The following is a 21,937-nucleotide window of genomic DNA, read 5'->3' as shown; positions in this document are numbered from 1 at the left end:
CTCATTCTCTCTGATATTCCAACAAAGAAACGCTTGCGGTAATCCATGTCGGTGTACCGAAAGCGTCTGTGTGCAGGGTCTTGAATTTTACAGATTTGATAACCCACCGATAGCTGCCATAGACCACATTGCCGAGAACGAACGGCAGCGTTGTCCCATTGAGGACGCATTCTTGCAGTCGTTCCCGCTCTTTGGTTGGATTCACGCCGAGGTATGCGGCCAGTTCAATGTCAAACGTAATTGTTTGAGCATCGGTGCCTGTAAACTCGGTCAGGGCCGGGCCTCCGGCGCGCTGGTGGGTAGTATATCTGGCAGATACATTTTGCACCATGTTCTTGATGGTCTCGACATGGCTATCGAACACGGCAAAACTGATGTCTCCGAGGCAACCGACAATCACGGATAAATCCCTCCCAGCACGAAGCCATCAGCATTGAAGCACGGGAGGTACAAGCAGACCACCGTATCATCAATGGCCGGCAGCCACCACACCACATGGGACTTGTGCTGATGGTTTGTGGAGTTGTCCGCCCCGATGACCTTTTCTTCCTCATCCCAAATCTGGCGTGAGCCATCCATGGTCGTTTTGATCTCAAGGTTGTAGGGGCTGGGGTGGATATACTGGTGATTGTGTTCGCCGGCTGACTCCGTATAGACAATGGCTTTGTAGTGCTGCATCACCGGGAGCCAGCCGGACGTGATGCCGGTGTCCTCAAATTTGCAGCGGACAAGGCGCTTTTCTTTGTTCACATCGGTGACTTTACCGAGGCGAACGTCAACAGCGGTGTTCATCAGTACCCTCCTAAAACATGACGGCCGGAAACCTGCGTGGTGTACCCGCCAGAGCCGGTCACGGTATGCTTGGCCTGCTTCACGATGTACTTTCCATCCCACGGCCCGAAGCTCTTGGTTTCAAACGTCAGGCCTGCAACCTTGCCCGGGTCGCCGTGGTAGGTAAAGCCAACCTGACGCTCAAACTTGTTGTGCAACCGGAGCTTTTTGGCAGCCAGTTCTTTGGCCTCGGTCTTGCTCGTGACCGGGGCATAAACTTCCAGCTGCTGGTTGGTTTTGCTCTTGGCATCGTAGTCCTTGACGTAGGCGATACCCTCAATGGGCTTGCCGTTCGGCCCAACATAGGACACCCGGCAGGACGCATACTGCGTTCCGGCCTGGCCGAGCGTGTGGCTCCACTTGATATAGCTTTTGTCGTCTTTGGTGACAGTCCATGCAGAATCTTTTCCCTCGTATTCTTTCTGGTCGAAGATAACGAGTTTGCCGTCTGTGCATTTCAGCGACAAGCCGGCATCATGGCACAACTGCGACAGGAAGTCGATGTCAGAGCAGCGGTACTGCTCCACACGCTTATACTCAGGATCCTTTTTCGCAAGGAACTGGGACTTCATACCGTTCTTCTTCGCCATTTCATTGGCGATGCCGGATAACTTGTACTTTTCCCAGCCCTTGCTCTGCTTGGTCTGCCGGATCTGGCTGGTATAGGGCAGCCCCGTGGCCTTTATGGTGATAATGTCGGGCGGGCCGGATGCGTTTATGCTATCCAGCTCAAACTCCCCGCAGTCCAGCGCCTCATCCTTTCCGTCAGAGTGCCAGTTACAGGCCGTGATGGTAGCCCGGATTTTCAGGCCACCTTCACTGCTGCCGGAAGAACTGCCGCCAGATTTACCGGAGATCTCGCTGGCATCGACCCAGCCATAGACCCGGGACGTTCCGTCCGTGTGAATAACATGGTACGGGTGCAGCGCGCCCTGCTTGATGATGGTGATCTTGGCCGGGCCAGCCTTTGGTGTTCCGTTTGCCTTTTTGTCGGTAGATGCCTTGTAGTGTGGACCGCCAAGGAACTGCACCACGTCACCAACCTTGTAGCCATCAGAAGATGCGGCCGACACATCGCCGTCCAGCATCTTCTGGAGCCAGTCGGTCATCCAAACGCCCTCCCGGTCTTGGAGTTTGATCTGCAGGTCGTCACTGGCATCTTCCTCATTATCGGTAAATGTCAGCGACAGCAGGTAGGGCTTGATGCTGCTGGTGATGTCCACGCCGTCAAACTCCACAGTACACTCGGCATGGCGGGCGGTATTTTCGTCGCTCATGTGACCACCTTCTTCCACGGGGGCAAGGTAGAGCTGGTTTGTGTCTCGGTATCCGGGAGCGTCAGAACGATTCCGGCCGGGAACACAAAATAGCCCAAGTGCTGCGGATTAGCAGCCATCAGGTTGGGAGCATAGGCGCAACTGCCGAGCTGCTTATAGGCCACGCTGTCCCAGCGGTCGCCTTGCACAGTCGTATAGGTTTTACTCATGCATACCTCCCTCTGAAATCATCGTCCTCTGCATCTTTCACGATTTCGAGGACAAGTTCTCTCAGGCTGTCATTCTGGGCATTCAGGACGTTTTGCAGCTCGGCAGTATCAGATATACCTGAGATATGGTAAACCGGCGAGAGCGATATAGGAACCGTGCTGCGTGCTGAGGAGGAGCCGTTGCTCTCTGGCAGCTCAGCGCTCATGGGGGTAACGCTTGCGCTCTCCATCTCCCGTCTGGTTTCCGAGGCCGTCAGAACAGATTCCCCGCCGTTGAAGTAGACCAGCTCCGGGCCATGCTCACCAACGAGGGCAAAGCCGGGAGCCGCATCTTCCGTACCAACAGCATATCCGGGGATTCCGTGGTTGACATTGTAGCGCTCGTTGGAGCCTGCCAGCGCAGTAGAGGCCGCCGAGGCGATTTTGGCATAGGCTTCCTGCACACGGGGCATCATGCTGGATGCGCCATCGATGAAGCCCTGAATCGTCTCCTTGGCGCTTTTCGTGGCCTCGTCGCTCATGTCCATTTCCGATACGGTATCGGCTACGGTCTTGGCGATTTCGTCCATAGAATTGCTCATGCCGGTCTTGAGGTCGGCGATAGATTCGCTGGTGGTATCCTGCGCTTCTTTCAGTGCAGCATAGTTCTCAACCATTTTGGCGAGATCAGCATCCGAGGCCGAGGCCATACCGGCAATCGCATTGACGGATTCCTTGCTGCCATCCGCAAAACTGGCGATAACTTCACTCAGACCGTCGATGTCAGCCGCCCGTTCGTTCAGCTTTTCGAGGTTCTGGTTGTAGTTGTCCCAGTAGGTGATCTGGCTTTGCAGTGCATTGTTGATGGATGTAGCGGAGGTCGAAACGACCTTTTCCGCAGAATCCCACAACGCATACTGGCCGCTGATGCTGCCGTAGGCTTCATCATAGGCATCCTTGTAGGCTGCAATGATGTCCTGAATTCGAAGCTCTGCATCAGAGATGGCATTCGCCACGTTCTGCTGCTGCGCTGCAACATCGTCTGCGCTGTCGGCGGCGGACTGTTGCGAAGCATTCAAGGCATCGACTGCGGCGCTGGCCTCCTGATACTCGGCCTCGGCGGCATTGATAGCCTCCTGATCCTGCTCTACGGCGGCGGTGTAGTTCTCGACCTCCCGCCGGGCAGTGACAAGGTCATCCGAGTACCCCATGTACTCAGTGCGCAGTTGCTGCACATCCTCGCTCATGGTGCGCCACGGCAGATCTTCTACCGTGCCGTAGGTGAGCTTGAACTGCTCATCCGTCAGGCCGAGGGTGGTCAGCAGCTTATCGTAGGCAGCAGACATGCCGGCATTGGATTTTTCAACCTTTGCCTGCGCAGTCGCCAGCTTGGTTTCGTTCTCAGCGCTCTCAACCAGCACATTGTTGTACTGGTCATAGAGGGTGTTCAGGTATTCCTGCCGGGCCTGAGCCTTGGCATCTGCTACATAGGCATCCGTATGCTGGCGCAGCGCAGCGGTGCCGCCCTTGATGGAATTGGTCTCAAGGTCAATATCATCCGCAAGGCTGGGAACCAGAACAGACAGCCGGGCCAGCGTGTCGTGGTATTCGGCATTTCCGTCCGTGTTCCCATTTGTGGCGGCCTCGATGGCCTCCAACTTGCTGATGTACTGGTCCGCAACGCTGGCGGTCGCTGCCATGTTGGACAGGGTGGAATCGTAGCTTGCGCTTGCTTCTTCCATACTGTCGCCCATGTCACGAGCGGCGCTGGTCAGTTCCTTTACAGAGGGCACCGTCGCATCGGCCGCACCAGACAGACCGGCAACGACCGTGGCCAGCGCCGTGCCCGCCAGGGCAACTCCGACCAGCACCGGGGCAGCCGGGCCAAGCGTGGCAGTAAACAGCCCCATTGCGGTACTGCCCACCTTGATGGCGGTCGTGACCGCAGTCAGCACCGCGAGGAAGCCGCCCAGAGTAACCGTGCCGGCTGCAACGCCATTGACTACGCCGGGATTTTCTTCTACAAATCCCTGCATCCAGCCCAGGACTTCCGCGCCGACATCGTACAAATCCGACATCACCGGGGTCAAATCCTCGCCGATGGCGATTTTTAGGCCGTCTGCTGCGGACTGCATCAGCGTCAGTCTGCCATTCATGTTGTCGAGCATGGTGCCCGCCATTTTATCGGCAGACCCGGCGCAGTCGTTCAGAGCTGCGGTGTAGTCCGCAAAAGACTGCCCGCCCTCGGCTGCGGCTTCGCTGCACCCGGCCATGATGGTTTGCAGTTTGGAATACTGGTTCGTGCCGGCAATGACCTTTGCGAGGTTGGCCTGCTCTTGGTCGGTCAGGGTGTCCCAGATACCGGCCATGCCTGTGAGGATGCTGGACAGGCTCTGCATATTGCCGTGTGCGTCATAGATCTGCACACCGTATTCTGCAAGGGTGTCCCCGCACTCTTTCGTGTTGGTGGCAAGGCGGGTAAAGATGGCGTTCAGGGCTGTGCCAGCCTCGCCACCCTTGACACCGGCGTTGGCCATGGTAGCCAACACAGCGGTGGTTTCCTCGACCGAGTAGCCGAGGGACGTAGCGGTAGCTGCACACGCCTTGTAAGCCTCACCCAACTGGATGACATCCGTGTTGGAGTTGGCCATGGCGTAGGCCATCACGTCCACAAAGTGTGTGGTGTCGGAGGCTTTCAGGCCAAAAGCAGTCAGGTAGTCGGTGACAATATCGGATGCCTGCGCCAGATCCATGTTGGCAGCAGCAGCCAGATTCAGCACCGGGCTGATGCCGTCCAACATGGACTGGGTGTCCCAGCCTGCCAAAGCCATGTAGGACAGAGCGTCAGCCGATTCACCAGCGGTGAATTTGGTGGTCGCGCCCATTTCCTTGGCCTTGTCGGACAGGGCCGTCAGCTCCTCACCGGTAGCGCCGGAGAGGGCCTCGACATTGCTCATGGATGCTTCAAAATCACCTGCGGTGTTGATGCAGTCCATGTAGGCATCCCGGATTTCTCCAAGGGCCTTTGAAATGCCGACCGCGGCCAGCGTGGCTTCGACCGTCTCAAGCGCCTCGACCGATTTTTCACCGAATCCCTTTGCGCCCTCGCCGGCCTCGTCCATCGTTTTCTTGAGGTCAACCTGCTTATCCTTGAGCTTATCGACCTCAGTTTCCAGCCGGACGCTTTCCGCCGTCAGTTGCGTGGTATCCACGCCAGCTTCGTGCAGAGCATTCCCGGTGGCAGCCAAACGCTGCTCATAGGTGTTCAGGGAGGCCGTGGTCTTGTCGATCTGCGCCTGTTTGGATAGCAGCTTGTTTTCCAGCGCAGAGGAATAACCCTCGGTTTCCTGAATTTCTTTCTGGATGTTGTCGTACTGCTGCTGCAAAACAGAAAGCCGCTGACGGGTTGCGTCAACGGCCTGTTGCTGCTTCTGGTACGCCGAAATGTCGGATTGTACTTTGTTCAGCTGCTGAATCTTCCCCTGCGTTTCCACAAGGGCAGACTGCGCAGCCTTGAATGTACTGGAAAAGCTGCTGTTCTGTTTAGCGGACAGGTTGAACAGCAGCTCCCACTCTTTACGAGCCACTACTTACCGTCCTTTCTCGCTCTCTGGCGCTCGGCAATGAGGTCATTGCTGCTACGGATCCATTGCCGGAATTGATACAGGGGCATTTCCAGCCAGTAGGGCGCGGGCGTACAGTTGACCTGTGCCATTGCGAGCACCTGTCGCCGCAGCCACACGCCGCCATCACCAGTTACAAGTCCGACCTCAGCAAAAAATTTCTCGCTTTGGTGCGGATGGTGTTGTAGTCCCGGATGCTCATAGCACCGATGACATCAACACCGATAGGCTCGGTACACGCCCGGCAGGCCATGCGGATGAGGTAGCCCGCACTCATCGAGGGGATGATCACAGGCTGATTCAGAGCCGTAAGCTCGGCCTCAATGGCGAGGGAGTCATTGCCGGTCAGCTTGCCCCAGTCGAACGTGAGGGATTCGTAGTGCTTGCCCTCATAGTCAAGGGGCTTCTGGAGCTTGTGGGTGTAGGTGTACGGGTCAGCAGCGGCAGCAGCCTTTGCGGCGGCAGCCTGAGCTGCATCAAATTCTTTCGGGTCAATGACGGCGTTCATGCTGGATAGCTCCTTTCACGCTCAAAAAATAGGCCGGGGCTGCAAAATGCAGCTCCGGCGGAACGGCATATGCAGATTACTTGCCCAGGGCCGCACGGACACCGGCCAGATAATCCACACCGTTGATGTAGCAGATGAAGTTGAGGGGGTCCAGCTCACGCACCTTCTTGCCGTTGATGTACGTTGCCCAGTAACGGACGGCGTACTCACCAGAGCCAGAAGTGGGCGTTGCGGGGGCAATGGTGCCGCCCTTGGTCGATTTGGGCACGACCACGAAAATGTGCTTTTCCTTCCGTGCCTCAACCACGCCCGAAACAGGATCCTCATACTGGTTTGCCACACGCAGGTCAATGCTGTGGCGGCGCAGCTCCGACAGCCGGACGGACTGCGGCGTGGTGGTGCGGAATTCCAGACCGAGGGTCATAGCCTCCAAATGGCCCAGAATGACCGCTTCGACGTTACCGCCGACACCAGCACCCGAAATGCTCTGCGTCAGAAAGGTAACATCCGGCAGGGTAGCTTTCGACATACCCAGATATTCCACGCTGTCCTCATAGACCGCGAAGTTGATAACGCTCTGATCGATTGCCATTGTAGTACCTCCTCTTTAGGACTGGAGTGCGCTGGTCACATAATCAGCGTCGTATTCCAGCACAAAGTCAATCTCCTGCGCCGGAGAGGGCGGGGTCATGTAGACGTGCAGCTTGATTTTGCCCGCCATCAGGCTGGTCAGCGGGTTCTCGCTTTCCAGCATTTCCACACTGGCACCCAGCAGATAACCTGCGCCAACCAGACCGTTCAGCCAGATGTTGGCGCTATCCAGAATGGTGTCGATGAGGCGACGGTTCATCGGCTTGTCGAGCTTGCTCCAGAACGTCTTGATGAGTGTGTTGGTGACGTAGTCGAACATACGGCTGAGCGGGATGAAGTAGTCCTTCACATCCGTGGACTTGGGGTAGCACGCAGTATGGTTGCCCCAAGCGGTCCAGCCGCCCATAAAGTTCAGGAAGGTGCAGATGCCCGCGGCATCAACGACAAGGGCCTGATTATAGGTCAGGTTGATGGTGTTGCCGTCGTCATCGCACAGGCCGTCGATGTGAACGGTCTTGTTGGAGGGGCTTTCATAGGGAATGCCCTCGTTGCCGGTATCGGTTTCTGCAAGGCAGCCCGCCTCGACGGTGGAGCCGTGGAAACGCAGATCACCGAGGGTGCCGTTGGGCCAGCACAGGATGGTTTTTTCGGTGTAGGTGCCGCTGTTCTTCGCCTGCACCGCAGCGGTATAGGTCTTTGCGGAAATGTCCACCAGAGCCTTGCCGGTAAACATACCGTTGATAGAGCCAGCCTTTGCGTCCATAACCGCTGCAACGGTTGCATCCTGGGAGAAGCCGGGAGCCATAATCAGGTCGGGCACGATGCCGAACATGGTCAGGCACAGCTCGATCTGCTCAACGGCGGCGGCCACATCGGCAGCCTCGGCAGTCTCGCCAACGGGCAGGAAAATGACCGGCTGGCAGGCGCACAGCTTGAAGTGATAGTGCATCACCTCGCAGACGGTGTACTTGGCCCAGTCGTCGTCATAGCCCAGCTGCTCCTTTGCTTCATCATAGCTGGTGCAGAGCACCGGGAGGCCAGCGGTCGCAGGGGTACCGGTCGCCTTGGACAGCGGTGCGGTGCCAATGACAAAGGGAATGCCGCAGGTTGCGGTGTTCGGTGTCGCCACGGCGGTGTCGGCGCGGCTGACATTGATACCATGATCTGCCATAGTATGTATTCCTCCTTACTTGGATTTGGCGAGCATCCGTGCAAATGCAAGGACGGCCTCGCCGCGTGCTTTTACCTTTTCAGGCGTGGTGTGCAGCTCGTCCACATTGATGATGAAGTCGGCCACACCGGGATATTTCTCGGTGGCAATCTTCACATCATCACGCTCTACAGCCTCCGCAGCGGCGCAGGGGTAAATCGTGTTTTTCTGGATGTAGCCCAGAATGGACGGGCCGACGTAAATAGAAACGCTGGGCTTGCTCTGTGCAGGCTCGGCGCTCACGGTGTTTTCGGCGGGCTGTTCCGCCGTGGTCTTTTTCACCGCCATAATTCAATGTCCTCCGTTTGCTGCACGGTCGGCAGCTTCCAGTAGGTGATCATTTCTCCGGCATAGTAGGGCTTCGATTCCTCGTCATAAGGAATGCTTTCCAACTTGTGGTCGGGAGAAATATCGAGAGTGAACTGATACCGGGGCTTTCCATCCGCTCCGACAGCGCCCACCTTGCGGACTTTCAGCAGCTCTACCCGGAAACGCTCCATCATGTTCAGGAGTGCAAGGTCGCCCTCCTGCTCGTCCGGGTTGTAGCAGCAGAAAATAGAGCGCACGGAAACGACCGTGCGCTCCTCGCTGCCGGGCTGCTGTTCCGTTTCCAGCGGAATGACCCGGTGGATGATGTAGGGGGCCTTTTTCTTGGCCGCCCTGCTGTCAGGCAGCCGCATCAGGTAGACTTCCGGGGCACGGTAGGCTTGCTCGGTGTCGCCCTGCTGCATAGCCACCGGGAGAATCATGTCGGCCATGATTTCCTCGGTGAATGCTTTCAGCTGTTCAAGCAAAACCACACTGGTCATATCACACACCCCATCCGTTCAAAACTCGCGTGATTTCATGCTCAATGCGTTCCTCATATGTGGAGGCCATTTTCGCCTCGATGGAGTCCATGACAACCTCATTGGAATACATCATCTGCGGGGTAGCCGGGCCGAAAAGCTCCTTAACCGGGAATCTTTTTTCGCCCTGCCTCTCGTAGATACCATAATGAGAACCCATTTTCGCCTCGAAAGCGTGGTCCAGCGCCTGTCGGGCACTGGATTTCTTCACACGGGTAACAACGCGGCCGCTGCGGTCTACCTTGGTGTCGAAAACTCTAAGGGGGATGACGCTGCCACGGTAGCCGAAGTTGATAGAAACCTCGCCGCTGCTGGCCCGCTGAATGTTGTTGACGTTCTTGGTGCGGTTGGTGAATTCGCTGCTGCTGATGGCGTACTCCTGCGTGACCGCCCGCTTTGCTACCGTCTTTCCGGCAGCAGCGGCACGGGCAAGCGCAGAGCCAACGGCACGATTGGCGCCACCGGGAATCCCGGAAAGGATGGCTGACACGCGGTCAAATCCCTCCTCTGCAATGTCAACAGCAATGCCAGCGGCCACGCTGTGCATCATGGTGTCTGTTGTCACATCACTCATTCGTCAATCGCCTCCAATTCCACCCGCAGCATCCCCATTTCGCAGACAGAGGATGCCACATAGTAGCTGCGGACAAATCCGTTTTCGTCAATGCCCAGTTTGCAGCCCTGCTCCGGCTGCTTCCCGCCGATGGCTGCAATATCGCAATGCAACACCCGGCTTACCCGGTATATGCCCTCCGCATGGTCACTGATGCTCTGACGCACCCGCTCCTTTTCGGAGAGGCCGGTCATGACAATGGGAATATCCGAATACTCCTCACCGTCATAGTAGACCGTGTGCGTTTCTGCAAACTCGTCCAGATTCAGAAAGACGCTGTTCAGGTCTTCCTGCACAGCGTCCTTGAAGCTGCTCATGCGGTGGGCATCGCAGCAGACAGCTCCGGGGTCTCGGTGCTCTCGTCACCGGGAACAACGTCCTCGGCGCAGATAGCCTCGACGAGTTCATCCTTGGTCTTGAGCTGCTTGGTTTCGATGCCCATATCCGCCGCCAGCTTCTTCAGCTCAGCAACAGTCATGTCCTGCAACTGGTTGGGGTCAAGGTGGGCCGTCCCAGAGCCGCCCTGCTGGGTTTCGGCTGTGGGGGTGTCGTTACCTTCCGCAGTCGCCGGAGCCGCCGCAAGGGTGCTCGCCGTGCCTCTGTCGGTGATGTACGGGGATTTTGCCACGCCCAGCCCGATAAGGCGGCGTGCTTCGCTTTCGCTGACCTCGCACTGTTCACCACGCATGACGGTGTGAATGCCCGTCTTGGTGCGGCAGCCATAGCCGCCGCAAAGAATCTCAACAAGCATCGGTATACTTCCTTTCTGGCCAGACTTAGCCGACCACGTTCTTGACGCGGATCCACGGGCAGTAGTTGTGGGGTGCAGCCAGCGGGCGGGCCTTGAGAATGGTCTTGCGCAGGTCGTTCTCCTGATTGAGGCTGAACTTCGGAACACGGCGACTTGCGATGGTGGTATGCTTGGTATCACCGTAGTTGATCTGGGTGATGGCACCATACATCAGGTGGCCGCAGCCGGGAGCGGTGACCAAGGCATCGGTCTTGGGGAACTGAGGCCGCACCTTGCCCTCATCGTCAACATAGGTCTCGTCAACGGAGATCAGGTTCAGCTTGTGCCCCTTGAAGTTCAGGGTGCCACCATAGACCACACCATGATACGGGCTGAGCTGCTCCTCAATCTGGCCCACAATGATGCCAGAGTTCTTGTCCAGCAGGCGCTGCACCTTTTCGAGGTCCAGAACGGCATTGTAGGTATCGGCACCCAGCAGCAGGTCTGCGGAAGCCAGACCACGGCTGGACAGCATATCACACATGGCAGCAACATCCTCAAAGAATTTGCCGCCTTCCTCGTTCCACTTTGCAGCAGGGACATAGATATGGTCGTTCTCGTGGCCGGGGTTGTAGAACTTCACAACCTTCGTATCGCCCTTGGTCTGGTTGTCGATCATTTCCTGCATGGTGCAGCCGTTATCCAGCATAGTCTGGGCACACATCCACTCCTCACGGCGAACGATGCGGGCATCCATATCTGCCAGGTCTTTCTGGGTCAGCTTGGCCGCACGCTGCGCCGGGGTGCTGTTGGCATAGATAGCCTCACCGAAGCCACGCTTCGTCAGGTCGTCGGTGGACAGCTCACGGCTCATGCCGATGAATGCAGGTTCAAGCTCATGGATCTCGTAGCCCATGCGCTCCATCGGAATTGCGCCGACACGAGGCGCAACAAAGGCTGCCATCTTCTGGTCGCCGTCCATGTACTCGGTCAGAACCTTGTTGGACGCAAAGATGTCCTCGTCGCTGGTCGGGAAATAGCGGTCACGGAAGAAAGTCTTCTTGGGGACGACCCTCTTATAGACGGCCATCAGGGTGTAGGTATCGAAAAAATTCAGTTCAGCAGGCATGATATATCCTCCTTACAGTGCCGGTGCAGCGGCCTTGAAAAAGATGCCGCCCTCGCGCAGGGCATCCTTGTCAGCCTCGGTCATGGTGTAGCTGTCGGCCACAATGCACTTGTTGGTGTTGAAGCAGCCCGTCAGGTACACAGGGACGGTCACATCATCGGACGTGCCGACCTCAACGTCATCACACAGGATGCAGTTGGCAGTCAGCACCTCGTCGCCAGTGGCCGCGGTGCCCAGTACCACCAGTTTGCCATCGCCGGAAGTGCCGCTGGACTTTGCCAGAATGGTGCCACGCTTGATGGTGGCAGCCTCGGCCAGCTTACGGATGGTGCCGCCGCTGACCACCAGCTTAGGATAGATGTCGGCAATCAGGCCGTCATAATCCATGCTGCCCAGTCTTTTGTTCAGCTCAGTCATTGTAGTGTTCCTCCTTACTTTTTCTCGTCCCCGTCAAGCAGCGCAGCGACGGCAGCATCAGCCGCAGCCATGCGTTCAGCCGGGGTCTTGGGTGCATTGCCCGTTGCATCGGGCAGGGACTCCGGGTCGCCGGTTGCGGATGCGCCCGGCACGGCCTCCACGCCCTGGGCACCGGATGCCTGATTGTCGGCCGCCAGATTCTTCAGGAACTCGTGGCCCTGCGCAGCTGCGGCCTTGGCAGCGCGGAAAGCCAGCTCGCGGGCATCGCAAGCGGTCTTGCCGTACTTGGCCTCCTGAACCATAGTCGGGTCGAACAGGTTGGCCACCTCGTCAATTTCAGACAGGCGGGTGCGCTCGTTCTGGGATGCCTGTTCAGAAGCGCTCTGCTCAAGCTGGCGGCACAGCTCCGGGTTTTCCTTGCGAAGCTCCTCGATGGTAGTTGCCATAGTGGTATGTCCTCCTTCGTTGGACTGGGCGGCGGGTGCCGCCGGTGTATTTGCAGTAGCGGTCGCAGGTGCAGCCGCTTTAGCCATAGGAATATTGCCGGGCAGCTTTGTGCCCGGTCTCAGGTGCAGGGCGTGGCCCTTGGCGTAGATGGTCTGCCGGTCGGCGCTTGCTGAGATTTCCACCGGCTCGGCATCATCCAGAAGCTCATTTGCAAAGCCCTTCTCCACGGCCTCTTTGCCGGTCATGTAGGTGGTGTCAGACATCATGTGCAACAGCACAGTCTCGGAAAGGCCGGTTTTCCGCTTGTAGATGGAAACCTGACTCTTATCCCATGCGTCGTTGGCATCCGCCGCTTTGCGCAGCTCGTCGGCATTGTAATTGCCCCAGATAAGCGACCAGCACTTGTGAATCATGACGAGGCTGGACGGATTTGCTTTGACGGTATCACAGGCACACATGATAAGGCTGCCGCCCGACATGGCCACGCCGTCCACAATACAGGTCAGCTTTGTGCCCTTGGCGGCCAGCTCACGCAGCCGGTTGTGAATCAGGATAGACACGCCGGCATCACCGCCTACACTGTCCATGCGGATGGTGATCTCCGTGCAATGCTCGACCTGCTGCAAGTCGGACAGGAACTCGCTCTCGATGATGTACTGGCCCGGAACCGGTTCGCCCGTCCACCAATCCGTGGGCTGCGTGTCCACGATCTGGCCGTACATGGTGATGTCAGCGCTCTGGCCGTCAGTGCTGGCCATTGCATAGCAGGGCCGCTGGATGCTCACCATCGGGGTGCTACTCGGTGCTTTCGGCATTTTCTTTACCTCCCTGTGTAGTGACACTTTCTGTGGTTTCGATTACGCCCTCGCTGCCCGCAGCTTTGAGCTGCTCATTTTCGTGGGCCAGCTCTGCGACATTGTCCTCCCAGTCGCCGCCGCCCAGCTCGCGCGTGACCTGCTCATGGGTGCGGAAGCCGTGATGGGTCTGGAGCACGGCGGCCTCGACCTCTTTCTTCGGGTCAAGGGTGCCCTGCACAGGCCCAATCCACCGTGCGCCGCACCATGCAGCACGCACCAGAGGGTCATCAAAAAAGCCCGGGGCGATTACTCGTCCACGGGCCACAGCCTCAGAAAGCCAAATTTCATATACAGGCTGGCAGAAGCTGCCTACCAGCCATGCACGCCGCATCTTGATACCTTCCCATGCCTCCAAAAGAGAGGCACGGCTGGCCGAGTAGCTGGCGTTGAACTCTTTCAGCAACAGCTCATACGGCATTTCAATGGCACCACCCATGAGTTTGCACAGCGTTTTGACGAACGTATCAAACCCTGCGGTGGGAATATTGGGGTTTCCGAACTTGATGTCCTCGCCCTTGCCGAGGTGCGCAACCGTACCCGGCCCCATCTCATACTCGTTCGGGCTGTGGCTGGCGTTGTTAGCCTTTGGGTTGTCCACAGGAACACCGCCGAGATCTCCGCTGCCGGTTTCGTCAAACGGGATAGCGTTCTTCGGGGTATCGGTGACAATCCATGCCGTGAAGAAGCTCTGCACCAGAGCTGCCAGCAGTTCCGACTCCGTATATCTGCGAAGCTGGAGCAGCGGTTCGATGATGGGTGCAATGAGCGGGACACCACGGTACTGGTCCGGACGCTCGGACTCCATAATGTGCAGGATCTGGGGCAGCCCAGTTGTCGCACCGACCGCCTCCACTCGCTGCCATTTGGTGATGTCATTCCGCCACTCATGCGGATATGTGTTGCGGACGTGGTAGGCCACGATCATGCCGCTGCTGTCCACTTCCACACCATCATAGATTTTGTTCCCGGTGTTGGGGTTTGTGCCCTCGGTATAGCCCAGGCCATCCAGCATACCGCCGAGCTTATCCGGGGTGGACACACGGTCAGCCTCCACCAGATGCAGCCGCAGCCCGTAGGGGTGCAGCTTGTCCGGGTCACGAATTTTCACCACGGCGAACACATCACCACTCATAAGCCAGCTTTTCAGGGCCAACTGCTGCAAGCCGTAGAAATCGTTCAGCCCCATGGCATCACAACTGCGGCGGTTTTCGGCCCAAAGCCGGAACTCTGCCTCGGTTTTACTCTGCCACTCTTTGGCTTTTTCCGGGGATAGCCCCAGTACGTTTCGGTCAACGGTCGCTTTCAAGGTCAGCCCGGTGCCAACGATCTTCGTTCGATTCGTGTTGATGGCACTGGTCGCAACAGGTGCGCTCATGTAGAGCATTCTGCTCCGCTGCCGCAGAATATCTGCGTTGTCGTGAATATCGCTGCTCGGAGAGTTGCTGTTGGGGAAGAAAGCCCGCAGCGCACGCCGTTTGTAGGATGCGCCCGCCTCGCTGTAGCCGCTGGCCTGCGGTGCAGCGGTGACGCGGTATCTGACACTCAAGAGTAATCGCCTCCGTAATTTTCAAACTAAGCGGGCTGGCTGGGGAAAGGAGTAAAAAGCAGCCAGCCCGCGGCAAAGGCCCTTTCGGGCCGTCACCCTAAAGGATCACCAATCGCGCGGGATAACGGAGAATGCCTTGCGGGCACTCTGGCCGTTCAGCAGCGCGGTCAGTTCATCGACCTTTTCCTCGGCATCTTTGATCTCATCGCTGAGCTTGCCGAGGTCAAGACGTGTGAGTTCCCGGTCGTCCAGACGGTAGCTTTTCACGCCACCGGAAAGCAGCTTGTTGTAGGCCACATACAGGTTATCAAGCCGCTTCGTGTGGAACTCCAGCCGCTTTTTGATGGTCACGGTATCCATAACTCACACCTCACCAGTCGTCTAAAAAGTTCTCCCGCCTCCGGCCGGGGGACGGCTGGGGACGGGAGACGGGTTGTTGAATATTTATCACCGGGGCTGCCGGTGCCTCTGGTGCCTTGCCGCGCAGCCTTTTCAGCGCCCGGTCGATGGCATCAAGGTCTTTCGGCAGCACCTTGTAGGCCGCTATGGCATAGTTTCGGCAGTCAAGAGGTTCGTTTCGCTCATGGCCGGAGATTTTATCCCATTGCCACGGGTTGCGGTGGCCCTCTTTGTATATCAAATGCTCTGACAAGAGGCCGTTGAAGTAGCCGAGGCCGTAATCGTCCCGGCGTGGGAAGTGGCAGTACCGAGGGCCCGGCTCCTGCACTTTCAAATCGTCCATGATGATTTGCTTGCCAGCGTCAACGCCCAACTGGTACTGCCAGCACATCCCGATGTAGCGGTTCTGCACCGTGATTTTCACCTGCTTTGGCGGGCCTGTGAACGGCCGGTCGGAGCCGGGAAAGCCCTTGATGCAGAAAACCTTTTTGCCGATGCGGTCATGGCAGCGCTGGCGCACCTCTTGGGTGAAATGGCCGCCCTCGTCTACAAATTTGATGGAAACGGGCAGCTCTAGGCCGTCAGCGAATTTCAGCTTGCGGTCGAAAACCAGCTCGTCCAGTTGCTGCCAGACCTCGTCACTGTCCGGGCGGCCAGAGATGATGCCTTTTTCGATGCCCCATGTTTCCCCGAAGTGGCCGAAGCCCACGATCTCGTACTCCATGCGGTCGTCCTGCGTATCAACGCCAGCGGTCAGCACCAGCACACCATCCGGCAGTTCCGCAGGGTATTCCTCCCTGCGGCCAAGCATGGTGTCCTCGTCCTGCACATCGCCGCGATCTTCCCACAGCAGCCCCAGACGGGTGTTGTAGACAACCTGCATCTTCTTGGTATCGCCCAGGGCATTCAGGTATTTCAGCACGGTATCTTTCCATGCTGCCCACTGCGAAACAAAGCTGTTCAGCCAAAAGCTGCGGATACCGTTCTCATAGGCGGCGGGATTTTCCGCTTGCCAGTGAGCTGGTGCCCGCTTCATGGTCACTTCGTCCGAAATGCAGGCGCACTCCGGGCAGAGATACCACACGTCCTTGACCTTGTAGGTTTTCTCTCCGTGGGTTTCGATGGTGTCATACTCGTACCGAATATCTTCCCAACGCAGTTCATGGAATCCCTTGCAGTGCGGGCACTGGGATACCCAGCGCTCCATCGTGCCCTTGACATAGGACTTGGCAATGGCACTGTGTCCCTTGATGGTGGGTGTGCTGACTTCCACAGCCTTTGCGTTGTAGAAAGTGGTCTGCCGGGCCATTGCCAGTTCCCAAGGGTCGCCCTCTGTGCCGGCACTCACTGCCCAGCGGTCACGCTCGTCACCCAGCACATAGCGGATGGGCTTTGATGCCAGAGCGTGCGCCTCGGTAGATCCGCACATGGTCAGGATGCCGCCGGGATAACTTTTCTGCAAAATCGTGTTGCCGCTGTCCCGGCTCTTTTTCTCCGCGACCTTGGCCCGCAGTGTAGGGCAGTCTCGTATCATGGGGGCGATACGGAGCTTGCTGTACTCCTTGGCATCCGTCATTTGGGGATGGATGAAAAGAATACTGCCGGGGTCAACGTCAATGGTGCGGCCTATGACATTGTTTTCAAACTCCGACTTGCCGACCTGTGAGGACGCAACGACAACGATATGATGGATGCGCGGGTCGGAGAATGCGTCCATGATCTCCACCAGATAGGGCGTGCGGCTGTTACGCCAGCGGCCCTGCTCGGCAGACGCTTCCGGGGACAGGACGCGGTTTTGTGTGGCCCACTCGCTCACGGACACATTGGGCGGGGGCCGGATAGCTGCCACCAGCTTTGACACCAGAGCATTCAGACGGTCAACCGCTGCATTCTCACTCATCGTCGTCACCAGCCAGCTTTTCAGCCCACGCCTTGCGTTCACGGACACGGGCCTCATACTTTGCCGGGTCGTAACGGAACATGGCGATTTCCTCGGCTATCTGATTCACCTCGCCACGCATATACTCTGCCACCTCTGCCGGGTCAGACAGAGCAGCCGCATTGATGGCAACACGGCTGGGCAGCGCCATCAGCGCACCCCGGACGGTGTAGATAAGCTCAGAGGTCATAGCGGCCACATCCTCACTGCGGTGCATCTGCCCGGACAGCTCTTTTGCCTCAGCTTGAGCGATTTTCGCTTTGCTGGCTTTGAGCGTAGCTTCTGCTTTCTGCTTGATGTGGTCCAGCTTTTTGGCCTCTGCCGCTTCCTCTTTGGTCAGCCCGCCACGGGCAGTGCTGGCATTGTAGGCCTGCACTGCGTCACCAAGGACAAATTTTCCTCGACTGACGGTGGTGAGCACCCCATCCTGTGTGAGCTGCTGCACCCTGCGGTTCGTGATGCCCAGCACGGCGGCCAGTTGGGTGGTGGTCACAGTCATGTCAGCAACTCTTTCTTTTGTCGGCATTCAGAAACCACCTCCTTTTTTGTAAAACTCTTTGGAAAATCACAGCGAAGTCATTATACAAACCGTAACGAAATGACTGATTTTTCCCTCACTAACTAGCTTGGTTTCGGGGTCGTCGAGCCCGCTCAGTGTGGGGCACCCCCGTCACAGTACCTTTTCGTCACCGAACGAGCCATCGTCGGCCCGCTCCTGTCCGCTGTTGGGCGGATGCAGAAAGGCTTCGACCACAGCAGGGTCATACTCGATGGTACACTCGATGCTGTCCATAGGGACGCTGGGACAGGCGTATACGGTTACGGTGTTCATGGTGTCGTGCTCCTTTCAGCAGGGAATGCTCACGCTTTGAATCTTCCTATAGGCATCCAGACGCAGCTCCTTCTTGTCGCCGTCGTAGGTTGCCTCGTAGTACATACAGTCAGGGACGGTGGTGGACAGCCAAGCCTTGTTGTTCTGAAGGGTACTGCCGCACCAGAGTACGCACACGTCTTTCACGCCGATCTTCTGGAGATGTGCCAGCTCAGCGTTTGCATTATAGAGGCTGGCGACGGCAGCAATGGCGGATGCCACAAAATCATAGTAGTCCATAGTGATGATTCCTTTCCTCGAGATAAAGCCCCTGCCCGCATGAGCGCTGGCAAGGACGATTTCATACGCTGCGGATGACCTGAGCCTTGGAGTATGTGTCGTGGCCCTTGGTCATCATGTTCAGGAACTCGTCTTTGGTAAAGCCGGACAGGCGGAAGATTTCTTCGGGCTTCATGCCCAGCTGCTTGCCGATTTCCTCCACGGTCTTGCCCTCGTCAATGAGTTTCTTGACAATGGCTTTCATCGGCTCCAACAGGTGGGTGCCACGGGCACGGTTGTGGGTTATGGTGCCGTACACGTCGGCGCTCTCGTCGCCGTGGTGGTCTACGACTACGACCGGCACTTTGCCGCCCAGCAGGGACAGCAGCGGCTCCCGGCCCGATACAGTCCAGCGATGGAAGCCGTCAATGATGGTGCCGTCAGGGCGTACCACGATGGGCAGTGTCCAGCCGTTGGTCAGGATAGACTGGATAAGCAGCTTCAGGTTTTCCTCGCTGACCTTGTTGGGGTTGTAGTCGTTGGCGTGAATAGTGTTGCGGTCTACCCACTGGAGGGATGCCAGCGGGGCGAATACATCAATGCTTTCCATGGTTCTGCTCCTCCTTGATGCGGGCGTTGTGGTCGTTGTAGATGGTGGTCCAGAGAATGCGCAGGATACGCATTTTGGGGTCTCCGTACAACAGGCCCTCGTACATGGTCTTGTAGTGCTTCTGCTCAGCGATGCCGTAGGTCTTGATGAACAGGCCACGCCAGTGCTCGATGTGGGACAGGGTGTCCTTGGCGATGGTGTAGCGCTCCGGGTGCAGGAACAGAAGGTCTTTGCAGAGGGCTTTATAGTCCTTTTTCTCGGATTCTTCTTCCAGCTCCCCACGCTTGCGGGTGGTGCGCCGGAACATTTCAGAATCCCAGTAGAGCAGAACGAGGTAGGCATTGGGTTCTCGCCGCTGGATGCGCTCCCACAGGTCGTTGTCCGTTTCAGCTATCCAACGGAGGCCCTGTGTGCCGCAGTCACCGAAGAATGCGCACAGCCGGAGGGCATTCTTTCGGACACCCGCCTCATAGAGCCTCATGTAGATCTCAGGAAATTCAAGGTTTCGCTCCTTGATGTACAGCCACACATCGGAGTCCTTCCAGTCGTAGATGGGATAGAACTTGCCGCCGCGGGTGATGCGCTCCATTTTGGTGTTGGCAATGCACTTGAAGCGGGTCAGGCTTTCCGCCGTGCGCAGACCGACAAGCTGGATGCCGTCAGAAAACGCCTTGGAGCAGAACGTCTGGTAGTTCATTTCCCCTGCATAGTGGAGGTAGGGACTGTACATGATGGCAAAATCGGGCGGTTTGCGCATCCAGACATCTTCCTTGCCCGGCTCCCACGTTATCCACGATTCGGAGCTGGACAGGTGGTCAATGACGGACACCTGCTTGAACGGCAGGCAAAACCACAAGAATTTTGCGCCGACCGACAGGAAGTTGCGCCGCCAGCGGTATGCTGCATCGACCATCGAGGGGTAAAGCCCCTCCTCGTCGATGAACGTCACCGTCAGCTGCTTGGGGTCCAGCTCACCGGAGAGAATCATTTCATAAACGAGGTTGGCCATGCACAGGCTATCCTTGCCGGAAGAAAAGCTCAGGTAGATTTTGCAGCCGTTGGCGAACACATTTCGGATGCGGATCTTCGCAGCCTGCAACACGTTCAGGTTGCTTTCCACTACTTTCACAGGCATATCAGCTCACCACACTTCGGGCAGCGGATGTACCGGTGCTGCTCTGCGCCGCTGGCCGCCTCAGGAACAGCGGTTTCCGGCTCGGTAGGTGTAGACACCTCCAACACCGGGGAGGGCTGCTGCGGAGGCTCGGAGACGGTGGACACGGGCTGTGGGTCGGGCGGCGCTACCGGATAGGTAGGCGCTGCTGCATAGGGGACGTGTTCCTCATTCTGCTGGCGGTTGATGGACGAAATCTCGCTCTCCGGGAATTCTCCGTAGGAGCCAATCATTTCGTCCGCTTCATCCTCGGTGCTGTTCAGCATTTCCAGCAGATCGGCATCCCAGCCCGGGACATCCACATCACCGTCCAGCTCCTTGACCAGTTCCTCGATGGCATCCACATCAGTGAATCCCAGCTCATAGACCTTGTTGTCGGCCATCATGAGCTTTTTCTTCTGAACATCGGTCAGGCCGACCATGACATAGCAGTCACAGGTTTCCCGGCCCATGCGGAGCAGCGCTTCATACAGACCGTTACCGGCGATGATCTCACCGTCCTCGGCCACGACCAGCGGCTTGACCTGCCCGAACATTTCAATGCTGCGGATGTACTCGGTCAACTGCTTCTCGGAATGCCGGCGGATGTTGTGGGCGGGCTTGTGCAGCTCGGACAGCTTCTTTACCGTGATTTTCATCGTGCATCCTCCTTTCGGTCAGAAACGAGGTGCAGGACCACGGAGGCCAGCAGCACAAAGATGATGATGTACACCCGAAGCTCGCTCATCAGCGTCCAGATGCCCATGACACCCAGCGGGATCACGAGCTGCCACGAGGTAACAGTGAGCACGTCAATGAGAAAGCCGATGTTCTCACCGAACACCAGATACTCCGAATAGAGGTAGGTGGACAGCGAGGACAGCGCAATGATGGTGATCAGGATAGCCTTGAGCGTGTTCAGCAGTGGGCTGAAATTGACCCATGTGAGCAGCGCAGCCAGCACCATGTAGACACCGAACATCACGCCAGCCAGCACAAAGGACTTTTTCATGTTGCCGTGCTGGGTGCCATCTTCATTTTTGTCGTTGTAGGAGAACAGCGAGTAGTAGTACGGATAAGTGAACGGGCCGGGCAGCAGCAGGAAGCCTTTGTAGAGGCCCGTCTGGATACCGGCAGCAGTCAGGCCGGGGTCGATGTTGACGAATGCACCGTGGGTGTATACCAGCGCGGCAATGACAACGACTGCCAGCAGACCGTAAACAACCACCCATGAAAAGCCATCAGACAGGACGTTCCGAATCATGCCCTCTTTCAGAAGCATAAACAGGAACACAAGGCAGGTGCCGTAGACAATCAATGTGCCTCCGGTGGTGCCGATCGGCGTGTCGCCGAAGATCTCATAGATGCCGGACATCTGCGTCCATGTCTGGAACACGGTCAAAAAGCCGATGAAGTAGAACATCACCTTGCTCTGCATGATGCGCCGGACGGTCGGGATGTACTCCGCAAACAGACCGAAGCAGATACAGGCCAGCGAGTTGAAAACCGCCCAGATGATAGCCGCAGCAGCGCCGTTGTTGATGGCCAGTGTGCGGAAGTTCATCAGGGAGCCGACTCCTGCCCATGATGCAACGATGGAACAGGCGTAGAAAATGGTGGGGTTTGCCTTGAATTTTGCCTTGATTTTCTGATACATGGAAAATCTCCTTCTTTGTGACTGGGCACGGCGAAATGCCCAGCTGCAGCACCTCGGCTTTTCGGGGTGCTACGGTGATGCCGCACGCAAAGGAGCAACGTGCGGCCCGGAATCCTCCTTTCAGGCAATAAAATAGCGGCACCCACCGGGAATGGTGAGCACCGCTTGGCTTGATTTGAATTTTGCATCCTAATCATATCACTCGGAGCGTCCGTTGTCATCTGAATCCATCGGTAATCTTCGGAATCTATCCGAAACCATCCGACAACGTCCG

General features: G+C 57.3%; 27 protein-coding genes. All 27 read right to left on the bottom strand.

Translation table 11 applies throughout. From position 1 onward, the window contains the following. Position 1 precedes the first annotated feature (1 nt). The 27 genes from WMO44_RS01700 to WMO44_RS01570 all read right to left on the bottom strand — a co-directional run bounded on the left by WMO44_RS01700 (position 2) and on the right by WMO44_RS01570 (position 21,663). The gene (locus tag WMO44_RS01700; RefSeq protein ID WP_249238480.1) at positions 2 to 400 is read right to left on the bottom strand and encodes a phage tail protein; all 399 of its coding nucleotides are present in this window, start codon (positions 398 to 400) and stop codon (positions 2 to 4) included. After that, positions 397 to 792 (bottom strand): hypothetical protein, encoded by a 396-nt coding sequence (locus WMO44_RS01695; protein ID WP_097772620.1) that lies wholly within the window; start codon positions 790 to 792, stop codon positions 397 to 399. The genes WMO44_RS01700 and WMO44_RS01695 overlap by 4 nt, the downstream gene beginning before the upstream one ends. Beyond that, the gene (locus tag WMO44_RS01690) at positions 792 to 2,108 is read right to left on the bottom strand and encodes a phage late control D family protein (protein WP_291011186.1); all 1,317 of its coding nucleotides are present in this window, start codon (positions 2,106 to 2,108) and stop codon (positions 792 to 794) included. Before WMO44_RS01690 ends, WMO44_RS01695 begins: the two co-directional genes overlap by 1 nt. Beyond that, positions 2,105 to 2,317 (bottom strand): tail protein X, encoded by a 213-nt coding sequence (locus WMO44_RS01685; RefSeq protein ID WP_097772618.1) that lies wholly within the window; start codon positions 2,315 to 2,317, stop codon positions 2,105 to 2,107. Before WMO44_RS01685 ends, WMO44_RS01690 begins: the two co-directional genes overlap by 4 nt. Continuing rightward, the gene (locus WMO44_RS01680; protein WP_349151531.1) at positions 2,314 to 5,883 is read right to left on the bottom strand and encodes a phage tail tape measure protein; all 3,570 of its coding nucleotides are present in this window, start codon (positions 5,881 to 5,883) and stop codon (positions 2,314 to 2,316) included. The genes WMO44_RS01685 and WMO44_RS01680 overlap by 4 nt, the downstream gene beginning before the upstream one ends. Then, positions 5,883 to 6,011 (bottom strand): hypothetical protein, encoded by a 129-nt coding sequence (locus WMO44_RS01675; protein ID WP_015563536.1) that lies wholly within the window; start codon positions 6,009 to 6,011, stop codon positions 5,883 to 5,885. The genes WMO44_RS01680 and WMO44_RS01675 overlap by 1 nt, the downstream gene beginning before the upstream one ends. A gap of 41 nt (positions 6,012 to 6,052) precedes the next feature. Beyond that, complete coding sequence (locus tag WMO44_RS01670) at positions 6,053 to 6,427, bottom strand: phage tail assembly protein (protein WP_097772616.1); 375 nt, start codon at positions 6,425 to 6,427, stop codon at positions 6,053 to 6,055. A 76-nt stretch (positions 6,428 to 6,503) separates the two neighbouring features. After that, positions 6,504 to 7,019, bottom strand: a complete 516-nt coding sequence (locus WMO44_RS01665) for a phage major tail tube protein (RefSeq protein WP_249238483.1) — start codon at positions 7,017 to 7,019, stop codon at positions 6,504 to 6,506. Between the two features lie 15 nt (positions 7,020 to 7,034). Beyond that, positions 7,035 to 8,189, bottom strand: coding sequence for a phage tail sheath family protein (locus tag WMO44_RS01660; RefSeq protein ID WP_349151530.1), 1,155 nt, complete (start codon positions 8,187 to 8,189; stop codon positions 7,035 to 7,037). 15 nt (positions 8,190 to 8,204) lie between these two features. Then, positions 8,205 to 8,516 (bottom strand): hypothetical protein, encoded by a 312-nt coding sequence (locus WMO44_RS01655; protein ID WP_227613381.1) that lies wholly within the window; start codon positions 8,514 to 8,516, stop codon positions 8,205 to 8,207. Beyond that, a complete protein-coding gene (locus tag WMO44_RS01650) occupies positions 8,507 to 9,037 on the bottom strand; it encodes a hypothetical protein (protein ID WP_349151529.1) in 531 nt (176 codons plus the stop codon). Before WMO44_RS01650 ends, WMO44_RS01655 begins: the two co-directional genes overlap by 10 nt. 1 nt (position 9,038) lies before the next feature. Then, positions 9,039 to 9,650, bottom strand: coding sequence for a hypothetical protein (locus WMO44_RS01645; RefSeq protein WP_227613379.1), 612 nt, complete (start codon positions 9,648 to 9,650; stop codon positions 9,039 to 9,041). Beyond that, entirely contained in the window at positions 9,647 to 10,006 is a 360-nt protein-coding gene (locus WMO44_RS01640; protein WP_227613378.1) for a hypothetical protein, read from the bottom strand. The genes WMO44_RS01645 and WMO44_RS01640 overlap by 4 nt, the downstream gene beginning before the upstream one ends. Further along, positions 10,003 to 10,440, bottom strand: coding sequence for a Rho termination factor N-terminal domain-containing protein (locus WMO44_RS01635; protein ID WP_227613377.1), 438 nt, complete (start codon positions 10,438 to 10,440; stop codon positions 10,003 to 10,005). The genes WMO44_RS01640 and WMO44_RS01635 overlap by 4 nt, the downstream gene beginning before the upstream one ends. A 25-nt stretch (positions 10,441 to 10,465) precedes the next feature. Next, positions 10,466 to 11,548 (bottom strand): major capsid protein, encoded by a 1,083-nt coding sequence (locus WMO44_RS01630; RefSeq protein WP_156069628.1) that lies wholly within the window; start codon positions 11,546 to 11,548, stop codon positions 10,466 to 10,468. A gap of 12 nt (positions 11,549 to 11,560) precedes the next feature. Next, positions 11,561 to 11,965, bottom strand: coding sequence for a head decoration protein (locus WMO44_RS01625; RefSeq protein WP_120119930.1), 405 nt, complete (start codon positions 11,963 to 11,965; stop codon positions 11,561 to 11,563). A 14-nt stretch (positions 11,966 to 11,979) separates the two neighbouring features. Continuing rightward, positions 11,980 to 13,227: a head maturation protease, ClpP-related gene (locus WMO44_RS01620; RefSeq protein ID WP_349151528.1), complete on the bottom strand. Its 1,248-nt coding sequence runs from the start codon at positions 13,225 to 13,227 to the stop codon at positions 11,980 to 11,982. Continuing rightward, a complete protein-coding gene (locus tag WMO44_RS01615; RefSeq protein WP_349151527.1) occupies positions 13,208 to 14,815 on the bottom strand; it encodes a phage portal protein in 1,608 nt (535 codons plus the stop codon). The genes WMO44_RS01620 and WMO44_RS01615 overlap by 20 nt, the downstream gene beginning before the upstream one ends. Before the next feature lie 105 nt (positions 14,816 to 14,920). Then, on the bottom strand, positions 14,921 to 15,175 hold the full coding sequence (locus tag WMO44_RS01610) for a DUF6148 family protein (RefSeq protein WP_097772604.1): 255 nt from the start codon (positions 15,173 to 15,175) through the stop codon (positions 14,921 to 14,923). A gap of 10 nt (positions 15,176 to 15,185) precedes the next feature. Continuing rightward, positions 15,186 to 17,156 carry a phage terminase large subunit family protein gene (locus WMO44_RS01605; RefSeq protein WP_242960383.1) on the bottom strand — a complete coding sequence of 657 codons (1,971 nt, stop codon included), beginning with the start codon at positions 17,154 to 17,156 and terminating at the stop codon, positions 15,186 to 15,188. Continuing rightward, on the bottom strand, positions 17,107 to 17,679 hold the full coding sequence (locus tag WMO44_RS01600) for a hypothetical protein (RefSeq protein WP_097772602.1): 573 nt from the start codon (positions 17,677 to 17,679) through the stop codon (positions 17,107 to 17,109). The genes WMO44_RS01605 and WMO44_RS01600 overlap by 50 nt, the downstream gene beginning before the upstream one ends. Before the next feature lie 144 nt (positions 17,680 to 17,823). Beyond that, positions 17,824 to 17,985 (bottom strand): hypothetical protein, encoded by a 162-nt coding sequence (locus WMO44_RS01595; protein ID WP_179859159.1) that lies wholly within the window; start codon positions 17,983 to 17,985, stop codon positions 17,824 to 17,826. 15 nt (positions 17,986 to 18,000) lie between these two features. Beyond that, the gene (locus WMO44_RS01590; protein ID WP_227613371.1) at positions 18,001 to 18,264 is read right to left on the bottom strand and encodes a DUF6275 family protein; all 264 of its coding nucleotides are present in this window, start codon (positions 18,262 to 18,264) and stop codon (positions 18,001 to 18,003) included. A gap of 61 nt (positions 18,265 to 18,325) precedes the next feature. Continuing rightward, positions 18,326 to 18,853: a ParB N-terminal domain-containing protein gene (locus WMO44_RS01585; RefSeq protein ID WP_097772601.1), complete on the bottom strand. Its 528-nt coding sequence runs from the start codon at positions 18,851 to 18,853 to the stop codon at positions 18,326 to 18,328. Beyond that, positions 18,840 to 19,988, bottom strand: a complete 1,149-nt coding sequence (locus WMO44_RS01580) for a phosphoadenosine phosphosulfate reductase domain-containing protein (RefSeq protein ID WP_097772600.1) — start codon at positions 19,986 to 19,988, stop codon at positions 18,840 to 18,842. The genes WMO44_RS01585 and WMO44_RS01580 overlap by 14 nt, the downstream gene beginning before the upstream one ends. After that, complete coding sequence (locus tag WMO44_RS01575) at positions 19,979 to 20,665, bottom strand: ParB/Srx family N-terminal domain-containing protein (protein WP_097772599.1); 687 nt, start codon at positions 20,663 to 20,665, stop codon at positions 19,979 to 19,981. Before WMO44_RS01575 ends, WMO44_RS01580 begins: the two co-directional genes overlap by 10 nt. Then, on the bottom strand, positions 20,662 to 21,663 hold the full coding sequence (locus tag WMO44_RS01570) for a hypothetical protein (protein WP_349151526.1): 1,002 nt from the start codon (positions 21,661 to 21,663) through the stop codon (positions 20,662 to 20,664). The genes WMO44_RS01575 and WMO44_RS01570 overlap by 4 nt, the downstream gene beginning before the upstream one ends. Positions 21,664 to 21,937 lie beyond the last annotated feature (274 nt).

Origin of the sequence: Faecalibacterium tardum, assembly GCF_040096515.1 — a bacterium.
In the GTDB taxonomy this organism is placed as follows: Bacteria; Bacillota; Clostridia; order Oscillospirales; family Ruminococcaceae; genus Faecalibacterium; species Faecalibacterium tardum.
The sequence above is the reverse complement of the archived record's forward strand: the minus strand, read 5'-3'. Positions and strand labels throughout refer to the sequence as shown.